Below are 18,993 nucleotides of genomic sequence, written 5' to 3'. Positions count from 1 at the left end.
AAAAAAAGAAAACTACTATATGAAAAAACAACTTGATGCCGTAACAGAATTTCACACTGCTTTTAGAATTGGCCACAGCACTACACCAAAGGCCGATGTAGGAGCAGAGAAAAAATTACTTCGTTATAATTTAATGAAAGAAGAAAACGAGGAATATTATGAAGCGGTTCAGAATAATGATTTAGTTGAAATTGCAGACGCTCTTGGAGATATGATGTACATCTTATGCGGAACAATTATCGAGCACGGACTTCAAGATAAAATTGAAGCTGTTTTTGATGAAATTCAACGTAGTAATATGAGTAAATTAGGAGAAGATGGTCAGCCAATTTACCGCGAAGACGGAAAAGTAATGAAAGGGCCAAATTACTTTAAGCCTGATTTTTCAAAATTATTATAAAAAATATTTAAACACATAGAAACATAGTCTCAGGAGTGAGCAAAAGGCGTTTCACTTGTATTAGTACACATAGCTATGTGTTAAGAAACGTGTTTCTTTTTAGCTCTCTTTCTTACATTGCGAGATCTATGACTCTATGTGTTTAAAATTAATTTTTAATATTAAAAAAATAAAAAACCCGATAAAACTTAATTTATCGGGTTTCTTTTGTAATATGGTTTTGGATTATTGAACTTTAACTGTCCATCCGTAAGTATCTTCAGAAAGTTTGTTTTGAAGACTTGTCAGTTTTTCTTTTAAGAAAGAAGCATAAGAATTTTCAATAGGAGTCATTTCGAAGTATTCATCTTTATAAGAGAATCCTTTGATAACGCTAATAACTGCTGCGGTTCCTGCTCCGAAGATTTCTTTCAAAGATCCGTTTTTAGCTGCTTCAACCAATTCAGTAACAATTACTGGACGAACTTCTACATTTAATCCTTCTTTTTCAGCCATTGCGATCAAACTTTTTCTAGTTACACCATCTAAAATTCTTTCGCTTGTTGGAGCTGTCAATAAAGTATCGTTGATTCTGAAGAAAACGTTCATTGTTCCAGCTTCTTCTAGTTTTGTGTGCGTTGCATCATCTGTCCAGATAACTTGTTGGAAACCATCTTTGTTTGCCAAGTTAGTTGGGTAAAATTGAGCAGCGTAGTTTCCAGCAGCTTTTGCAGCTCCAATTCCACCATTTGCAGCTCTACTGAAATGCTCAGCAATGATAACTTTTACTTCGCCTCCGTAATATGCTTTTGCAGGAGAAAGTAAAATCATAAATTTATATTCATCAGAAGGATTTGCGATAACTCCAGGACCTGTAGCAATCATAAAAGGACGGATGTACATACTTGCACCGTTTCCTCTTTGAATCCATTCTTGATCAATTTTCAATAATTCATTTAAACCATCCATAAAAATAGATTCTGGAACTTCTGGCATAGCCATACGGACAGCAGAATTATTAAAACGTTTGTAGTTTTCATCTGGTCTAAACAACCAAATATCACTGTTTTCGTCTTTATAAGCTTTCATTCCCTCAAAAATCGCTTGTCCGTAATGGAAGACTTTTGAAGATGGATCCATCAAAATTGGAGCATAAGGCTTAATGACAGGATTTTGCCATTGCCCGTTTTTAAAATCGCATTCGAATAAATGGTCTGTAAATACAGCACCAAAACTTAAGTTGTCAAAATCTACTTCGTTGATCTTTGTAGAAGTAGCTTTAATGATTTCAATTTTGCTCGTTTGAGTTGTACTCATAGTTATGTAAGTTTTTTGTGAGATATTTTTCACTATCAGAAAACTAAAGTGATGATATCGTGTAAAATAGAATATATTGAATGCAAAATTACGTAAAAATCTCTAAAACATTTAGTGAAAATTCATTATTTAATGGTTTTGACTGAGATTTATTTATCCTATAATAAACTCAAATATTTAATTGATTTTTATAAAGAATTTATGAAAAAAGTATCGTTTTTTAAGGCTTTACGCATTTGTTTTGACTAAATTTGAATATTAAAATGGCTTGAAAATCAATAAAAAGCCATTATTAAATTCTTAAAAAGGTGAAAAGAGAAATAATTAAAACGCTAGATGGTTCAACTACAATTCGTTTACCAGAATGGGACGAATGCTACCATTCTAAGCACGGAGCAATTCAGGAAGCGAAACATGTTTTTATAAAAAATGGACTTTCTTTATTTGAGAATCCTATAAGTATATTAGAAATAGGTTTTGGTACAGGGTTAAATGCTTTTATCACTTTTTTAGAATCTGAGAGAAAGAAGCAGACAATTGATTATGTTGGAGTAGAAGCGTATCCTGTAGATGCAGAAGAGATTTTGGAAATGAATTACGCCGAAGAATTGGAAGCATCGGAATTTTATAACATTTTTGAAAAAATGCATAAATCAAAATGGGACGAAAAAATAGAAATTTGCGATCAGTTCTCCTTAACCAAAAGAAAACAATTTTTTCATGAAATAAACGATTTTGAAATTTTTGATTTGATTTATTTTGACGCCTTTGGTTATCGAGTGCAACCAGAACTTTGGAGTACCGAAATTTTTCAGAAAATGTACAACAGTCTAAAGCCAAATGGAGTTCTTGTTACATACGCAGCTCGAGGAGTTGTTAAAAGAAGCATGATCGAAGTCGGATTTACTGTAGAAAAATTGGCAGGGCCTCCAGGGAAGAGAGAAATGTTTAGAGCCTTTAAAAACACTTAGAAATGAGTTATTTAGAATAATTCTACATTGATTTATATGTTTTAAGAAAACGTATTCGTTGCTAAAGTTTTTAAAATAATAAGTTAAAAATAGTAATTATGTTAGTTATTTGTTTAAATTTGGCTCGAGTTTAAAAAATAGATAACCCCCGAAAATCTTATTTTATTATGTCAAAAATGATGTTTGATTACACGAAATCAATACTTGAAAGAGTTAGTTTCGATCCGGTACTTTTCTGTAAAGAATTAGAGAAAGCTATCAAAACACTGTTACCTTACGAAATGGAGCAATTGCAAGAATGGTTACTTAATTTCGTAGTCGGAAAACCAGAATTAAAACCAAGTCTACAGCTAATTAAAGTATAAAAGAAAGGAGCCAAATTGGCTCCTTTTTTATTGCGCTTTCTTTTGTAACGGACTAATGATTTGAACATTCTGAAAAACAATTGCGCCTTTTACAACACCTGCAATTGTAGATCTAAGTGCGTCAATGATTTGCATTTTTAATTCGCTCTTTGGGTAAATTAAACTTACCTCTCGAGCAGGTTTTGGCTCCTTAAAATTACGGAGCTTCAGTTTGTCGGATTCTTTTAAGTCTAAAGTGTGCAAGTACGGAAGTAACGTTGTGCCAAGGCCTTCGTCTGCCAATTTAATTAAGGTTTCAAAACTACCGCTTTGAATCTGGAAATTAGTTTGATCGGCGTCTGAGACATTTTTGCACAAATTCAAAATTCCATCTCTAAAGCAATGTCCGTCTTGTAATAATAGAATTTCGTTCAGATTTAAGTCGGCAACTTCAATTTCTTCTTTTTGAAAACTTGCATGATGCTCAGGAATATACGCTACGAATGGCTCAAAATACAAAACAATTTCTTTGATTTTTTCGTCTTCAAGCGGAGTTGCAGCAATTGCAGCATCCAAATGTCCGTTTTTCAGTTTTAGAATAATTTCCTCTGTATTCAACTCTTCAATTAAGAGTTTTACTTTCGGATATTTTTTAATGAAATTATTCAAAAACATTGGTAGAAGCGTAGGCATAATCGTTGGAATAATTCCTAAACGAAATTCACCTCCAATAAAACCTTTCTGTTGTTCTACAATATCTTTTATACGATCGGCTTCGTTTACGATATTCTTTGCCTGATTTACAATTTTTTGTCCAATATCAGTAAGCTGGATCGGTTTTTTACTTCTGTCGAAAATTAAAATGTTAAGCTCTTCTTCGATTTTTTGTATTTGCATACTTAAAGTCGGCTGTGTTACGAAGCATTTTTCAGCAGCAAGCGTGAAGTTTTTATGCTCAGCAACCGCTAACACATATTGCAATTGAGTTATAGTCATGTTGATAGTAATTTGTGATGCAAAAATAAGAAAATATAATTTTTATTTATGTTTATTTTGGTAAAGTTACTCTAAATTTGTAGTAAATTAGTGTAAAAAATCAGATTATGAAGACAAATATTTTAGGACTCCCTGTAAAAGAATCAGAATTATTAGTAAAAGAACTGAATGTATTATTGTCAAATTTTCAAGTATATTATCAAAACTTGAGAGGAATTCACTGGAACATTCGCGGAAAGCGTTTCTTTGATTTACATGTAAAATTCGAAGAATTATATACAGACGCGCAATTAAAAATAGATATGATAGCTGAAAGAGTTTTGACAATTGGAGGAACACCTTTGCATACTTTTGAAGACTATATTAAAAACAATAAATTAACAGTTGGGAAAAATATTTCTAACGATGAAAAAGCGGTTCAATTAATTGTTCATTCTCTATCTGATTTATTAAAAATCGAAAGAGAAATATTGAACAAATCTGACGAAATCAATGATGAAGGAACCAATTCTATGATGAGTGATTTCATTTCTGAACAAGAAAAAACGATTTGGATGATGAATGCTTGGTTAGAAGAAACTTTGTAAATAATTGTTTTTTAAAGAATTAAAAGCAGAATGGAATGAAAATTGCATTCTGCTTTTTTATTTTTGTTAAATTTCTATCAAATCTCTTTGATTTTATTTGTTTAACGCTATTTTTGTTTCGATGAAATATATAGCTCGCATATTATTATTCATATTTATTGCCTTCTTATCGACCCCAACAATTGTTCAGGCGTTAAAGAAAGGGAATAATACGGCTATATCTTTTAGTATCGCTGAAGAAGAAGTGCATAAAGAACTTAAAAATGTTATGCATCCAACTATTCTTGAGCACGAAGTTTTGATTCCGGTTTGCATCGAGAAAAAAACAATCATTTCTGAAAACATTGTCAAATTAGACAACATATCTCCGAGCATCTTCGCTCCACCGCCTAACGTAGCATAATACTTCCGATTATTTTGAACTTTAGCCTCATTTCTGCCGAGATGTGGTAAATCTTTAATGAATAATTTTTTTAGTATTATATTATGACAAAAAAAATCAATCTTTTTGCCAACCTTAAATCTGATTTTGCTTCAGGTTTAGTGGTTTTCTTGGTGGCTCTTCCGTTGTGTTTAGGTATTGCAATGGCTTCTGGAGCACCATTATTTTCTGGAATTATCGCTGGTGTTGTGGGTGGTATCGTTGTAGGATACTTAAGCCAATCGCACATTAGTGTATCAGGTCCAGCTGCTGGGTTAACAGCTATCATTTTAACCGCAATTACCGATTTAGGAGCTTTCGATGTATTTTTAATGTCTGTTTTTATTGCTGGATTAATTCAATTAGCATTAGGATTTTTAAAAGCTGGAAGTATATCAAACTATTTTCCGACAAACGTAATTGAGGGAATGTTAGCGGGTATCGGAATTATTATCATTTTAAAACAAATACCGCACGCTTTTGGTTATGATGCAGATTTCGAAGGAGATCAGGCTTTTATTCAAAATGATGGAAGCAATTCATTTTCATTTCTGTTTGATCTTTTAAATCATATTCATTTAGGGGCTGTAGTAGTTTCTGCAGTTTCATTGGTGATTTTATTGGCTTGGGATAAAGTTTCTTTCTTAAAAAGAATAAAACTAGTTCCTGGAGCTTTGGTTGCTGTTATTGCGGGAGTTGTTTTGAACGAAATATTTGTCTCAACAGGAAGCACTTTGGCAATTGCGAAAGAACATTTGGTTTCTTTGCCAGTTCCAAAATCTTTTGATGACTTTAAATCAATTATAATTACACCTGACTTCACTGCTGTTACAAATCCGCAAGTTTGGGTGGTTGCTATTACGATTGCCATTGTCGCTTCTATTGAAACGCTTTTATGTATTGAAGCTACAGATAGAATGGATGTGCAAAAACGTTACACTAACACTAATGTAGAGCTTAGAGCGCAAGGTGTTGGTAACATTATAAGCTCTCTTTTAGGAGGTTTGCCAATGACTTCTGTAGTAGTAAGATCTTCTGCAAATAACAATGCAGGAGCAAAATCTAAAATGTCTGCTATCATTCATGGTGTGCTTTTATTGATAAGTGTATTAGCGGTACCAGTAATTTTAAACAAAATTCCGTTGGCTACATTGGCAACCGTTTTAATTTTGGTCGGATATAAATTAGCAAAACCAGCAGCCTTTATGCATTTCTGGAAAAAGGGGAAATACCAGTTTGTCCCTTTCATTGCAACTTTGGTCTTTGTCGTTGCGACAGATTTGCTAAAAGGTGTTGCGCTGGGAATTGTTATTAGTATCATTTTCGTTTTAAGAGGAAACTTAAAAAGAGCTTACAACTTCAAAAAAGAAGAATATGAAGATGGAGACATTATTCATATCGATTTAGCGCAAGAGGTTTCGTTCTTGAATAAAGCGGCGATTAAACAAACGTTAGCTGAAATTCCAGAAAACTCTAAAGTTATCATTAATGCTCATGATACAGAATACATTTCACATGATGTTTTAGATTTAATTCGTGAATTTAAAGAAACTAGAGCAATAGACGAAAATATAAAAGTGAAGCTTAAAGGTTTTAAAGAAGCATACGAATTAGAAAATACACCCGAAAACCATAATCATGTTACAATAGAACATTATTATGATGTGGCTAAAAGGGAAGTGGTTCAAAAAGAAGTTGTTAGAGGAGAATAATTAAAAATAGGTATTTTTAAAGCCCTAGAAATGTCAAATTTTAGGTAACTTTACATTCAAGTTCTTTTTTGAGACATTCCTAGAATTAGAAATTACCACACAAAAAATAAAGAAATGAGAAAATTTTATGAGCAGTTATTAGAAAATAATAAAAAATGGGTTGAGACTTCATTAGCAAAAGACCCTAATTATTTTGCTGATTTGGCAAAAGGGCAACAGCCACCTTTGTTATGGATTGGATGTTCTGACAGCCGTGTTCCTGCAAACGAAATTGTTGGTGCAAAACCAGGTGAAGTTTTTGTTCACAGAAACATCGCTAATATGGTTGTTCACTCTGATATGAACATGCTGAGTGTACTGGATTATGCAGTAAATGTTTTGAAAATAAAACATATTATTGTTTGCGGACACTACGGATGCGGAGGTGTAAAAGCGGCAATGGGGAATCAGTCAGTTGGAATTATTGATAACTGGATTCGTCACATTAAAGATGAGTACCGTTTGCACGACAAATACTTGAATTCAATTGAAGACGAAACAGAACGTTTTAATGCTTTTGTTGAAATCAATGCTAAAGAGCAAGTTTATAATTTAGCTAAAACATCAATTGTTCAAGGAGCTTGGAAAAATGGTCAAGACCTCATGCTTCACGGCTGGGTTTACGGATTAAATTCTGGTTTCGTTACAGACTTAAATGTTACAATCAGTTCGAATGCTGAACTTGACAGTGTTTATCAATTAGATCTTTAATAGTAAGGAATAGAAATCGCCCTCAAAAAGGGCGATTTTTTTTATTCGTTTTCGTCTAAATTCTCATTAAATGCTGAAGGCAACATTGTCGGAATAAACTTGATTAATATCGGTAATAATAAACTTCCGCCTGGAAGTAAGAATATGGTTAGCGAAGGAATGGTTTTACAGATATCCAAAAGCTGTTTTTTTACCTTTTTCTTTTCTTTCGCATCCAAATCTCGCGTTGTCGAATAGGCGAGAAGTACCATTAATTCTTTACTCTGAACTATTTCTTTAATTAATCTGTTTTTATTTCTAATGATTAATTTGACCACACTATGAGTCATTTGATCATAAAAATGTTTAACAGGATTCGAATAATTAAAGTACGGAATCTTTTTTTTGTGAGTCGTAATAAAAGTATTGGTAGTGTCCATGCTTTTTGTCACAAAATCGTCAGAAACTCCCATTGTTGAACCTAAAGCATAGAGAAAATAAGATTCTTCATTTTCTACAACTCCGTCACTCCATAAAGCCATTCCGGCCATATCGATTAAATAATATTGTTCAAGTCTGTTTGTGAAATATTCCAGATTTAAAGTTTCTAAAGTCTCAACGGTAACTTTTGAAAATTTAGAATAACGTATAGAAGCTTCAAAAAGTTTGATTAAAAGATCATCGTGCTGCGATTTTGATGTTTTGGTTTTTAAAGCCAAACCAACAATTCCCAGTACAGTTTCTTCGATTCTTTTTAAATATTTTTCAGGGATTTCGCCATGCTCCAAATATTGTCTAAAAGCCAGAACATCAATAAACAATAGAGCATTGGTTACCAAATGCGAAAAATTTTTACTAATGATGCTGTCATTGGTCTGAACTCTCTGATCAATAATGTTTTCAAGAGACAGGGAAGGAGTGTCTTTAGGCAATAAAATTTTAAACAAATTAAATCCTTCAGGATTCATTTGCTTGTAAAACTTTAAAACTTCAGAAATAAAATGTATAGGTTCCGAATTTCTTTTCTCTAAACAAAAAACATGATAGAGTGTATTTAGTAGGGCTACTTTAGAAATTTCGGTTTTAAACCAGCCTTTTATCGGAATCGGAATTTGAGAATCTATAGCAATTATATGTCCATAGATAAATCCCGTTTCTCTCACTTTATAGTAAAACGAATCTACAGTTTCAAAAGGTATAGCTTCTGAAAACTTCTGTTCACTAAAAAACTTGTCGATCCAGCCTGGTGCTGATGGGTTAATCATTGACTTAATTTTGCTGATGCAAAGCTATGTCTTTTTCTTGTTTTAGAATTCATTTTAAAATGAAATAACCGCTAGATTTTGTTAAAAATAGCGGTTATTCAAATTTTTCTTATTTAATGATTCCTGCGCAAGCAACTCTTCCTCCTGCATTTCCTGTTGGTTGAGTTGTAAAATCATCAGTTCCTGCGTGTACGATTAAGCCTTTTCCTAGAACATCTTTGTTAGCATCTCCACAACCAATACACCATTCGTCAGTGGTTAAAGTGATAGATCCGTTACCTTTTGCGTCAGCAGTAAAGTTTCCGATATCACCTTTGTGATATTCTGCAACTCCCCATTTTCCATGTTTTTTGAAAGTCGGATTCCAGTGTCCTCCAGCAGAACTTCCGTCTGCAGAGCTACAATCTGCTTTTTCATGAATGTGGATCGCGTGAACTCCTGGCTCTAATCCTGTTATTTTTGCTGTGAAAGTTACTTTGCCATTTTTTTCTACAAAAGTAGCAGTTCCGGCAACTTTACTGTTGCTTTTTGGCTCTAATGCAACAGTCAGAGTTTTAGCATCATTTGATTTGTTATTTGTTTTACAACCAACGATTAAGGCTGTAATTATAGCGAAAGAAACAATTAGTTTTTTCATATCTACGGGCATTTTTAATTAAAGATTAAGTAAATTTAACATAAAATAACGGAATTGATTGACTCTAAAAGTTAAAAAAAAGTCAAACTATACTTTATAATTTGATATTGATTGAGTTAAAAACCGAAAATATTGTTTAAATTCGTATAGGTTTTTAACGAAAAAATTCTGAAAACCATTTATCTAATTCGCTCACATTTAAGTCTTAATGTTATGATGAAAAAGATTTTTACCCTCGTTTTTTTTAGTTCGTTTTTAATTTCTTGCAAATGCGCAAAAACCGATGCAGTTTTTAAACTGGACGGAACTTGGGAGCTGAATTATATTTCTGGTCCGCGAATTACTTTTGATGGATTATATCCAAATAAAAAACCAACTATAAAATTTGATACTAAAGCAAATCAGGTTTCTGGTAATGCGAGCTGTAATTCATACACAGGAAAATTGGTTGTTGATGGCAATAAAATAGATTTTACCCAACCAATGGCAGTAACTAAAATGATGTGCTTGGACGGATTGCAAGGTGAACAAACTTATTTGAGCACATTGCAAAAGATAACTTCTTACGATATTACAGATGATGGTAAGACTTTAAACTTTATTTCTGGAGATATTGCCATGATGCGTTTTACTAAAAAATGATGCCATGAAAACCACATTATCGATTTTGCTGTTGCTGATAAATGTTGTAGGTTTTTCAGTTTCTGCACAAGAAAAAACAAAAAAAGAGCTCAAACAAGAAAGAGAATTAAAAAAACAGAATGAAATCAAAGCGCTTATTGATTCTCAGAATTTTGTTTTTGAAGCTCAAAAAGCAACGCCTCAAGGCGGCAGATTACTTCAGTTGGACTATAATACTTATTTCTTAAAGTTTAAAGCTGATAGTACAACTTGCGATCTCCCTTTCTTTGGACGAGCTTACAATATTGGATATAATGGTGATGGCGGAATAAAATTTGAGGGCAAGCCTGAAAATGTTAAAGTCGAAACCAAAAAGAATAGTACAATTCTCAAAGCGACAGTAAAGGGTAAGAGTGATGTATATGATTTACTGTTTTCTATTTATTATAATGGAAGTACAACGCTTTCTGTTTCTAGTAATAACAGGGCTCCAATTAATTACGATGGAATAATATATGCTCCAAAAACAGCGGAGAAAAAATAGCATAATTCATTTTAGCAAACTTGTCACAAATTCGTCTGAATAATATGGTAAGAAAGTTTTTTTGGTTATTAAAGTGGCAGTTTTCGGTTTTGTTTTTCTCCTTTGGTACGTTCGCCATGTTTGGTCAGGATTTGGAGCCTCGAGCTTATGCTAATGTTCCCAAAGATCTGAATGTAATTGCGGCTGGATATGTTTTTATGAATGGAAATGTACTCACAGATCCGTCTTTGCCTATCGCCGATTTTACGCTTCGAAGTCATAATTTGGCTGTAAACTATGTTAGAACATTTGGTTTGTACGATAAACTGGCTCGTATTCAGGTAGCGCTTCCTTATTCTTTTATGGATGGCGAAGTAACGCGTACAAGCGGAGATATTCTAACAGGATCGAGAACTGGTTTTGCAGATATGAAAATTAGACTTGGTATTAATCTTTTGGGATCTCCCGCTTTGGATAAATCAGAATTTAGATCCTTTCAGCAGAAAACAATTCTTGGAGTAAGTTTGGTTACTTCTGTTCCAACAGGAAGATATTACGAAGATAAACAAGTTAATATTGGCACAAACCGTTGGGGATTTAAACCAGAAATTGGCGTTTCCAAATTATTTAAGCATGTTTACGCTGAAGCGTACGCTGGGGTTTGGTTTTATACCGATAATAATGATTACATGGGGAAAAAATTAGAACAGAAATCTACATATAGTTTGCAAGCTCATGCCAGTTATTATTTTAAAAATCAGATGTGGCTGGGTTTTAATACCACTTGGTTTTTTGGAGGAAAAACAATTATTGATGGCGTTCCTGATGACAGTCAGATTGATAATTGGAGAGTAGGAGGAACTTTTTCTACTCCAATCGCTAAAGGCCAGTCGATCAGATTACAATATCATATCGGGGCGTATACCAACAACGGACTAAATTATTATGCTTTATCAGCGGTTTATCAATATTCCTTTTTTTAGAAATTGATTGTAAGGTAATATGTTTAAAATCAGAATATTTGGAATGCATATATTTTTAAAAAACAAATTTAAAATTAAAACTATGAAAAAATTAGGTCTTATTCTTATCATGGCGGCAGCCTCGTTTTCATCTTATGCACAGTCTTCATATAAAGAAGATTTAGAAGTAGTACAAAGTATTTACGGAAAAACTAAAAGTGATCTTGTAAAACAATACATGAATTTATCTGACGCGCAAGCAACAGCTTTTACAAAAGTTTATGATGATTATGAAGTGTCACGCAAAGCTTTGGGACAGACAAAGTTTAAATTAATAAATGATTATGCAGCGAATTATGAAACTTTAACAGATGCGAAAGCTGATGAATTAGCAAAAGCTACTTTGAAAAATCATATTGATTATGAGAAACTTTACTCTAAAACGTATAATCAGGCGAAAAAAGCAATTGGTTCAATAAATGCCGCAAAATTTATTCAGCTTGAGGTTTATCTTCAAACCATAATTAGAAGTGAAATTTTAGAAGCAATTCCGTTTATTGGCGAAATGGATAAGACTAAAGTGATGTAAAATAATACTTAGCAATAAAAAAGGGAATCAATTTGATTCCCTTCATTATTATTTTTCTGTTTTAACTTTGTAAATTTCATTTACCATTCCGTCACGGAAACTGTCTAAAGTAAGTTCCCAGAACATAATTCCACCTAATTTTTTAGCTTTTGCATATTCTGCTTTTGCTTTAATAGATTTTAAATCATCTGATGTTGCAAAAGTTTTTGTGCCAGCATTGTACCAATATGGAGCTTGCGCTTTTTCATCATAAAAATATTTCCAGCCATTTGCTTCGGTATAAGTTGTAGCAAAGTTTTTAAAATCAACTCCTTGAATGTGTTCACCGGCTTGGTATAATCCGTTATTGACGTTTTCTACATTTTTCCATGTTCTAGAATAAAATGCACCACCAATAACTAATTTTTCAGCAGGAACACCAGCTTTCAATAAAAACTCAACAGCTCTATCTGTAGATTCTTCTTTAGGATTTGTGCTGTAAATAGGAGTGTGGTGTCCCGTAACTTTAGAATATCCGTTTACTAAATCATAGCTCATGATATTGATTCTGTTAACTAATGGAGTAACTGCTTTCCAGTCGATAGACTCGTCTAAGTATTTTTGGAATCCTCCAGCAGCAAAACTTAACTCATATTTTTTGCCTAATGTCGAACGAAGGATTTTTATTAATTCAGTAAAGTTTGGTTTGTCAACTGCTTGATACAAATGTCCAGGAAGTCCTTCAATTGCAGGATATTCCCAATCTAAATCTAATCCGTCAACTTTATAAGAATCACTTAATTCTTTTACTGATGTTGCAAATTTTAAGCGTCCTTCAGCTGTAGAAAAAGCTTCAGAACAAGGTTCGCAACCGCCCCAACCTCCAAGCGATAAAATAATTTTAAGCTGCGGATTTTTCGCTTTAAGCGAAACTAAATGCTTAATAGTATTAGAATCTTTATCTGAATCAACAGTTAATTTTCCGTCTTTTAAGTGACAAAAACTGAAGATGATTTGGTTTAATTTGCTAACTTCATATTTGTCAATGAGTTCTGAATCGCCAGTATAATAGGCAATAATATCCATTTTTTTATTTTTTTGCGCGAAAGTTGAAGTGATACCAAAGCACAATAAAAAGGATGCGATTAGAGTAATTTGTTTCATTATTTTGTTTTTTATAGTTTTTAGAATTGTTAAATATACTGTAATACATTTGATATTTAACTATGCTATAAGTCTCAGAAGGCTAATTTTAACGAATATTTTGCAAATAGTTGCAAAATAATTGCGTCTTGTAAGTGATGTCTTTCAGAGATGAAATCAAAAAATAAACCCGCACAGTTTCGGACTTGTGCGGGTTTAAACAAATTAAAAGCTAAAAACTATTTTGAGATTAGAAGCAGTATGAATTTTCTGCAACTAATTTTTCTGCAATTTTTTCTCTCAATGCCACAACATTTGGCAAGTTTGTATATTTAGTGAAACGTTTAAGTCCCATTAACATCATACGTTGTTCGTCTCCTTCAGAGAATGAAGCAATTCCTTCTTTTCCTCTTAAGTTTACAATATCTACAGCTTTGTACAAGTATAATTTTGCCATTGCAATTTGCTCTTGTACTTTATCTTCACCTTGAGATTTTGCTAATTTCTCTGTTCTCAAGATTGTACTTTCTGCCATGTAGATTTCGATTAAGATATCAGCAGCAGCCATTAATAACTGTTGGTGAGAATCTAAATCTGGACCGTATTTTTGAACAGCACTTCCTGCAACCATTAAGAAAACTTTTTTCAAGTTAGCCACGATTACTTTTTCTTCTGAGAATAATTCAGAGAAATCTGGAGTATCAAAAGATGGAATTCCCATTAATTCTTCTTGAACTTTCATTGCTGGCCCAAGTAAATCAACGTGTCCTTTCATTGCTTTTTTGATCAACATACCTACAGAAAGCATTCTGTTGATTTCGTTTGTACCTTCGTAGATACGCGCGATACGAGCATCTCTCCAAGCACTTTCCATCGGAGTATCTTCAGAGAATCCCATTCCACCAAAAACTTGAATTCCTTCGTCAGAACAGTTTTGAACGTCTTCAGAAACGGCAACTTTCAAGATAGAACATTCGATAGCGTATTCTTCAACACCTTTTAATTCTGCTTCTTGGTGAGAAGTTCCTTCCGCTTCACGAGCAGCGATTCTGTCTTCGATGTCTTTTGCAGCACGGTAAGAAGCACTTTCTCCAGCGTAAGCGTTAGTTGCCATTTCAGCCAATTTAGAACGGATAGCTCCAAAAGATGAAATAGAAGTATTGAACTGAATTCTTTCGTTAGCATATTTTACAGCGCCAGAAGTAACTCTTCTTTGTGCATCTAAACAAGCTGCTGCCAATTTAATACGTCCAACATTTAAAGCATTCATAGCGATTTTGAAACCGTTTCCTCTTTCAGATAGCATGTTTTCAACCGGAACTTTTGTTTCGTTGAAGAAAACCTGACGAGTAGAAGAAGCACGGATTCCTAATTTATGCTCTTCTTCATTCATAGAAATTCCGTTTGAAGGATCGTTTTCTACGATGAAACCTGTAATATTTTTATCATCTCCAATACGAGCAAAAACGATGAAAACGCTACAGAAACCTGCATTCGAAATCCACATTTTTTGACCTGTGATAGAGTAGTATTTTCCGTCATCAGATAAAACTGCTTTAGTTTTTCCTGAGTTAGCATCAGATCCTGCGCCTGGCTCAGTTAAACAATAAGCACCAAACCATTCTCCAGAAGCTAATTTTGGAACGTATTTTTTCTTTTGTTCCTCAGTTCCGTAAAGTGTAATTGGCATAGTTCCAATTCCGGTATGAGCACCAAAAGCTGTAGAGAAAGATCCAGTTGCTCCAGAAATGTAGTCGCAAACTAACATTGTAGAAACGAATCCCATTCCTAATCCGCCGTATTCTTCTGGAACCGCAACTCCTAAAAGTCCCAATTCACCTGCTTTACGCATTGAAGATTCTGTATAAGCGTAATCTTTCTTTTCAAAACGATCTTTATGCGCCCATAATTCTTTGTCTACGAACTCTTTTACAGAGTCACGCATCATTAACTGTTCTTCTGAGAAATCTTCTGGAGTAAAGATATCTTCACATTTTGTTTCTTTAACCAAAAACTGACCACCACGAGTCACGTTTTTTTCGATTGTATCTGCCATGATTATGTTTTTTTATATATTTTGTTTTTGCTCAATTTTTGTCATTTCGACGAAGGAGAAATCTCCGCGACGATTATCCGCATAGTATTCCAATCTTTGTCGAGCCACTTACGGAGATTTCTCCTTCGTCGAAATGACAAATTGAACGTATATACTTTACTTAATAATACTTCTTACAATACTTCGTAGATTCCAGCAGAACCTTGTCCAGTACCTACGCACATGCTTACAATTCCGTACTTATTACCACGACGTTTCATTTCATCAAATAACTGAACTGAAAGTTTTGCGCCTGTACAGCCTAGAGGGTGTCCTAACGAAATTGCTCCACCGTTTACGTTTACGATATCCGGATTTAAACCTAATTCGCGAGTTACTGCTAAAGCTTGTGATGCAAAAGCCTCGTTTAATTCAATTAATTCGATATCGTTCAAAGTTAAACCAGCTTGTTTCAACGCTTTCGGAATTGCTTTTACAGGTCCGATACCCATAATTCTTGGCTCAACACCAGAAGAAGCAAAGTTTACCAAACGTGCAATTGGCTCAAGGTTTAATTCTTTTACCATGTCTTCGCTCATAATTAAAACGAAAGCAGCACCGTCACTCATTTGAGAAGAGTTACCAGCAGTTACACTTCCGTCAGCAGCAAAAACGGGTCTTAAACCTGCTAAAGCTTCTTTAGAAGTTCCAGCTCTTGGTCCTTCATCTTTATTCACTACGTATGATTTCGTTTCTTTTTTGCCATTTTCATTGATGAAAGTTTGCTCAACAGTAATTGGAACGATTTGTTTATCGAATTTTCCTTCTGCTTGCGCTTTTAAAGCTTTCATGTGAGAATTGTAAGCAAACTCATCCTGATCTTCTCTAGAAACGTTGTATTGTTTAGCAACCGCCTCCGCAGTTAAACCCATTCCCCAGTAGTAATCTTCGTGACCTGCAGCCGCAACTTTATAATCTGGAGTTGGTTTGTAACCTCCCATTGGAATATAACTCATACTTTCTGCACCACCAGCAATGATACAATCTGCCATTCCAGATTGGATTTTAGCAGTCGCCATTCCGATAGTTTCTAATCCAGATGCGCAGTAACGGTTTACTGTAACTCCAGGAACGTCTTCTACTTTTAATCCCATTAAAGAGATTAAACGACCAACGTTAAGTCCTTGTTCTGCTTCTGGCATTGCATTTCCAACCATAACGTCGTCAATACGTTTTTTGTCAAAATCAGGCAGTTCATTCATCATAAACTGAATGGTTTCAGCAGCTAATTCATCAGGTCTTTTAAATCTAAAAACACCTTTTGGAGCTTTTCCAACTGCTGTTCTATATGCTTTTACTATATATGCTGTTTTCATTTGATTAATTTCTTAGAGGTTTCCCTTTAGTTAACATGTATTGAATTCTCTCCAAAGTTTTTCTTTCTGTACAAAGAGATAAGAAAGCCTCTCTTTCAATATCTAATAAATATTGTTCAGATACTAAAGTTGCTTCAGATAAATCACCACCAGCCATTACGTAAGCCAGTTTGTTAGCGATTTTCTTGTCGTGTTCAGAAATGTATTTTCCAGCTTCCATTTGATCCGTTCCAACCAAGAACATACCCAAAGCTTGTTTTCCTAAAACTTTAATATCATTTCTTCTAATTGGCTGCGTGTAACCCGCTTCTGCCATTAATAAGGCATGTTTCTTAGCTTCAGCAATCTGACGATCTTTGTTTACTACGATAATATCTTTACCGTGTTGTAAAAGTCCAGTATCAAAAGCTTCGTAACCAGAAGTTGAAACTTTTGCCATAGCGATAGTCAAGAAATACTCTTGAAGGACGTTCAATTCCACATCGTTTTTGCGGAATAAATCCGAAGCTCTTAAAGTCAATTCTTTAGAACCACCACCACCAGGGATAACTCCAACACCAAATTCAACTAATCCCATGTATGTTTCTGCAGCAGCTACAACTTTATCAGCGTGTAAACTCATTTCGCATCCACCACCAAAAGTCATTCCGTGAGGTGCAACGATTACTGGAATTGAAGAATAACGAACACGCATCATCGTATCTTGGAACAATTTAATTGCCATATTCAATTCGTCGTATTCCTGCTCAACTGCCATCATGAAAATCATTCCAATATTAGCTCCAACAGAGAAATTCGCAGCTTGGTTTCCAATAACAAGACCTTGGTGTTCTTTTTCAGCTAATTCAATCGCTTTATTGATTGCAGAAAGAACATCGCCGCCAATCGTATTCATTTTAGATTGAAACTCTAAGTTTAAGATTCCGTCTCCTAAATCTTGGATAATAGCTCCACTGTTGCTCCAAACTTTTTTGCTTTCGCGGATGTTGTTCAGAATAATAAATGAATCTTGTCCAGGAACTTTTACTTGAGATTTTGTTGGAAGGTTGTAGAAGAAAGTTGCTCCTTCTTTTACAGTATAGAAACTGTCGCTTCCAGATGCCAACATTTCGTTTACCCATGCAGCAGGCTCTAAACCTTCTGCTTTCATGATTTCGATTCCTTTTGCAACACCGATAGCATCCCAGATTTCGAATGGACCATTTTCCCATCCAAAACCAGCTTTCATAGCGTCGTCAATTTTGTATAATTCGTCTGAAATTTCAGGAATTCTGTTTGAAACATAAGCAAACATTCCAGCGAAACTCTTACGGTAGAATTCTCCCGCTTTGTCTGTTCCTTTTACTAAAACTTTAAAACGATTAATAGGTTTGTCGATAGTTTTAGTTAATTCTAAAGTTGCAAAATTTGCTTTTTTTGCAGCGCGGTATTCTAATGTATCTAAGTCAAGAGAAAGAATATCTTTATCTACTTTTTTGTAGAAACCTTGTCCAGTTTTGCTTCCTAACCAATTATTTTCCATCATTTTGTTGATGAAATCAGGAAGTTTGAACAATTCGTGTTGTTCGTCAGTTGGGCAGTTTTCGTAAATACCGTTGGCAACGTGTACCAAAGTATCCAAACCAACAACGTCAACAGTACGGAAAGTAGCCGATTTTGGACGACCAATTACTGGTCCTGTCAACTTATCAACTTCTTCAATCGTTAATCCCATTTCTTTAACTAAATGGAACAAACTCTGAATTCCGTAAATACCAATTCTGTTTCCAATAAATGCTGGAGTATCTTTAGCAACAACCGAAGTTTTTCCTAAGAATTTAGAACCGTATTCGTTTAAGAAATCCAATACTTCATTTGAAGTTTTTGGACCAGGAATAATTTCAAATAATTTTAAGTAACGCGCAGGGTTAAAAAAGTGTGTTCCGCAGAAGTGTTGTTGGAAATCTTCGCTTCTTCCTTCGCTCATAAAATGAATTGGAATACCAGAAGTATTAGAAGTAACTAAAGTTCCCGGTTTGCGGAATTTCTCGATTTGTTCAAAAACCAATTTCTTGATATCCAAACGCTCCACTACCACCTCGATAATCCAGTCAACATTAGCAATTTTTGCCATGTCATCAGTAGTATTTCCAGTTGTAATTCTGCTTGCGAATTTCTGGCTGTAAATAGGAGATGGTTTTGATTTTAATGAATTCGCCAAATGCTCGTTTACCACACGGTTGCGAACGGCTTTACTTTCAAGCGTTAATCCTTTTTTAGCTTCAGCTTCTGTCAACTCGCGAGGAACGATGTCAAGCAGTAAAACTTCAACACCAATGTTGGCAAAATGACAAGCTATACCTGAACCCATAATTCCGGATCCAATTACAGCAACTTTTTTAATTGTGCGTTTCATAATTTGTTACTT

19 protein-coding genes are annotated in these 18,993 nt (G+C 34.2%); 11 read left to right on the top strand and 8 right to left on the bottom strand.

All coding sequences use genetic code 11. From position 1 onward, the window contains the following. Positions 1-19 precede the first annotated feature (19 nt). Positions 20-400, top strand: coding sequence for a nucleoside triphosphate pyrophosphohydrolase family protein (locus ACE01P_RS18345; protein ID WP_286968840.1), 381 nt, complete (start codon positions 20-22; stop codon positions 398-400). Positions 401-625: 225 nt separating this feature from the next. Here ACE01P_RS18345 and ACE01P_RS18340 read toward each other — a convergent pair whose 3' ends face one another. Continuing rightward, on the bottom strand, positions 626-1,696 hold the full coding sequence (locus ACE01P_RS18340; RefSeq protein WP_379700392.1) for a branched-chain amino acid aminotransferase: 1,071 nt from the start codon (positions 1,694-1,696) through the stop codon (positions 626-628). A gap of 308 nt (positions 1,697-2,004) precedes the next feature. Here ACE01P_RS18340 and mnmD point away from each other — a divergent pair, with 308 nt between their 5' ends. Then, entirely contained in the window at positions 2,005-2,667 is a 663-nt protein-coding gene (gene mnmD / locus ACE01P_RS18335) for a tRNA (5-methylaminomethyl-2-thiouridine)(34)-methyltransferase MnmD (RefSeq protein ID WP_379700391.1), read from the top strand. A gap of 167 nt (positions 2,668-2,834) precedes the next feature. Next, on the top strand, positions 2,835-3,032 hold the full coding sequence (locus ACE01P_RS18330) for a hypothetical protein (RefSeq protein ID WP_111379022.1): 198 nt from the start codon (positions 2,835-2,837) through the stop codon (positions 3,030-3,032). 27 nt (positions 3,033-3,059) lie between these two features. Here ACE01P_RS18330 and ACE01P_RS18325 read toward each other — a convergent pair whose 3' ends face one another. After that, entirely contained in the window at positions 3,060-4,007 is a 948-nt protein-coding gene (locus ACE01P_RS18325; RefSeq protein WP_379700389.1) for a LysR substrate-binding domain-containing protein, read from the bottom strand. 107 nt (positions 4,008-4,114) lie between these two features. Between ACE01P_RS18325 and ACE01P_RS18320 the strand changes: the two genes are divergently transcribed. The 4 genes from ACE01P_RS18320 to can all read left to right on the top strand — a co-directional run bounded on the left by ACE01P_RS18320 (position 4,115) and on the right by can (position 7,477). Beyond that, a complete protein-coding gene (locus ACE01P_RS18320; RefSeq protein ID WP_111288607.1) occupies positions 4,115-4,594 on the top strand; it encodes a Dps family protein in 480 nt (159 codons plus the stop codon). A gap of 121 nt (positions 4,595-4,715) precedes the next feature. Next, positions 4,716-4,997 carry a hypothetical protein gene (locus ACE01P_RS18315; protein ID WP_379700387.1) on the top strand — a complete coding sequence of 94 codons (282 nt, stop codon included), beginning with the start codon at positions 4,716-4,718 and terminating at the stop codon, positions 4,995-4,997. A gap of 83 nt (positions 4,998-5,080) precedes the next feature. Further along, positions 5,081-6,727, top strand: coding sequence for a SulP family inorganic anion transporter (locus tag ACE01P_RS18310; protein ID WP_379700385.1), 1,647 nt, complete (start codon positions 5,081-5,083; stop codon positions 6,725-6,727). Positions 6,728-6,841: 114 nt separating this feature from the next. Beyond that, positions 6,842-7,477 (top strand): carbonate dehydratase, encoded by a 636-nt coding sequence (can, locus tag ACE01P_RS18305; protein WP_379700383.1) that lies wholly within the window; start codon positions 6,842-6,844, stop codon positions 7,475-7,477. Positions 7,478-7,518: 41 nt separating this feature from the next. On the opposite strand, the gene ACE01P_RS18300 is transcribed toward can, so the two are convergent. Together ACE01P_RS18300 and ACE01P_RS18295 are read right to left on the bottom strand one after the other, a co-directional pair. After that, entirely contained in the window at positions 7,519-8,721 is a 1,203-nt protein-coding gene (locus ACE01P_RS18300; RefSeq protein ID WP_379700382.1) for an LETM1-related biofilm-associated protein, read from the bottom strand. A gap of 109 nt (positions 8,722-8,830) precedes the next feature. Then, positions 8,831-9,358, bottom strand: a complete 528-nt coding sequence (locus ACE01P_RS18295) for a superoxide dismutase family protein (RefSeq protein ID WP_379700380.1) — start codon at positions 9,356-9,358, stop codon at positions 8,831-8,833. A 213-nt stretch (positions 9,359-9,571) separates the two neighbouring features. On the opposite strand from ACE01P_RS18295, the gene ACE01P_RS18290 reads away from it, so the two are divergent. The 4 genes from ACE01P_RS18290 (at position 9,572) to ACE01P_RS18275 (ending at position 12,053) form a co-directional block, all read left to right on the top strand. After that, positions 9,572-10,000, top strand: a complete 429-nt coding sequence (locus tag ACE01P_RS18290; RefSeq protein WP_379700378.1) for an META domain-containing protein — start codon at positions 9,572-9,574, stop codon at positions 9,998-10,000. 4 nt (positions 10,001-10,004) lie between these two features. Then, entirely contained in the window at positions 10,005-10,523 is a 519-nt protein-coding gene (locus ACE01P_RS18285; protein ID WP_379700376.1) for a DUF4251 domain-containing protein, read from the top strand. Between the two features lie 44 nt (positions 10,524-10,567). Continuing rightward, positions 10,568-11,485 carry a transporter gene (locus tag ACE01P_RS18280; protein WP_379700374.1) on the top strand — a complete coding sequence of 306 codons (918 nt, stop codon included), beginning with the start codon at positions 10,568-10,570 and terminating at the stop codon, positions 11,483-11,485. A gap of 82 nt (positions 11,486-11,567) precedes the next feature. After that, entirely contained in the window at positions 11,568-12,053 is a 486-nt protein-coding gene (locus ACE01P_RS18275; protein WP_379700372.1) for a hypothetical protein, read from the top strand. A 48-nt stretch (positions 12,054-12,101) separates the two neighbouring features. Here ACE01P_RS18275 and ACE01P_RS18270 read toward each other — a convergent pair whose 3' ends face one another. The 4 genes from ACE01P_RS18270 to ACE01P_RS18255 form a co-directional block, all read right to left on the bottom strand. Next, positions 12,102-13,196, bottom strand: a complete 1,095-nt coding sequence (locus ACE01P_RS18270) for a glycoside hydrolase family 18 protein (RefSeq protein ID WP_379700370.1) — start codon at positions 13,194-13,196, stop codon at positions 12,102-12,104. A 229-nt stretch (positions 13,197-13,425) separates the two neighbouring features. Next, complete coding sequence (locus ACE01P_RS18265) at positions 13,426-15,231, bottom strand: acyl-CoA dehydrogenase family protein (RefSeq protein WP_379700369.1); 1,806 nt, start codon at positions 15,229-15,231, stop codon at positions 13,426-13,428. 173 nt (positions 15,232-15,404) lie between these two features. Then, positions 15,405-16,586: an acetyl-CoA C-acyltransferase gene (locus ACE01P_RS18260; RefSeq protein ID WP_207295242.1), complete on the bottom strand. Its 1,182-nt coding sequence runs from the start codon at positions 16,584-16,586 to the stop codon at positions 15,405-15,407. 4 nt (positions 16,587-16,590) lie between these two features. After that, a complete protein-coding gene (locus ACE01P_RS18255; RefSeq protein WP_379700366.1) occupies positions 16,591-18,981 on the bottom strand; it encodes a 3-hydroxyacyl-CoA dehydrogenase NAD-binding domain-containing protein in 2,391 nt (796 codons plus the stop codon). Positions 18,982-18,993 lie beyond the last annotated feature (12 nt).

The sequence above is a fragment of the Flavobacterium sp. HJSW_4 genome, from assembly GCF_042436695.1.
Taxonomy (GTDB): Bacteria; Bacteroidota; Bacteroidia; order Flavobacteriales; family Flavobacteriaceae; genus Flavobacterium.
This window is presented reverse-complemented; position numbering and strand designations above follow the sequence as displayed.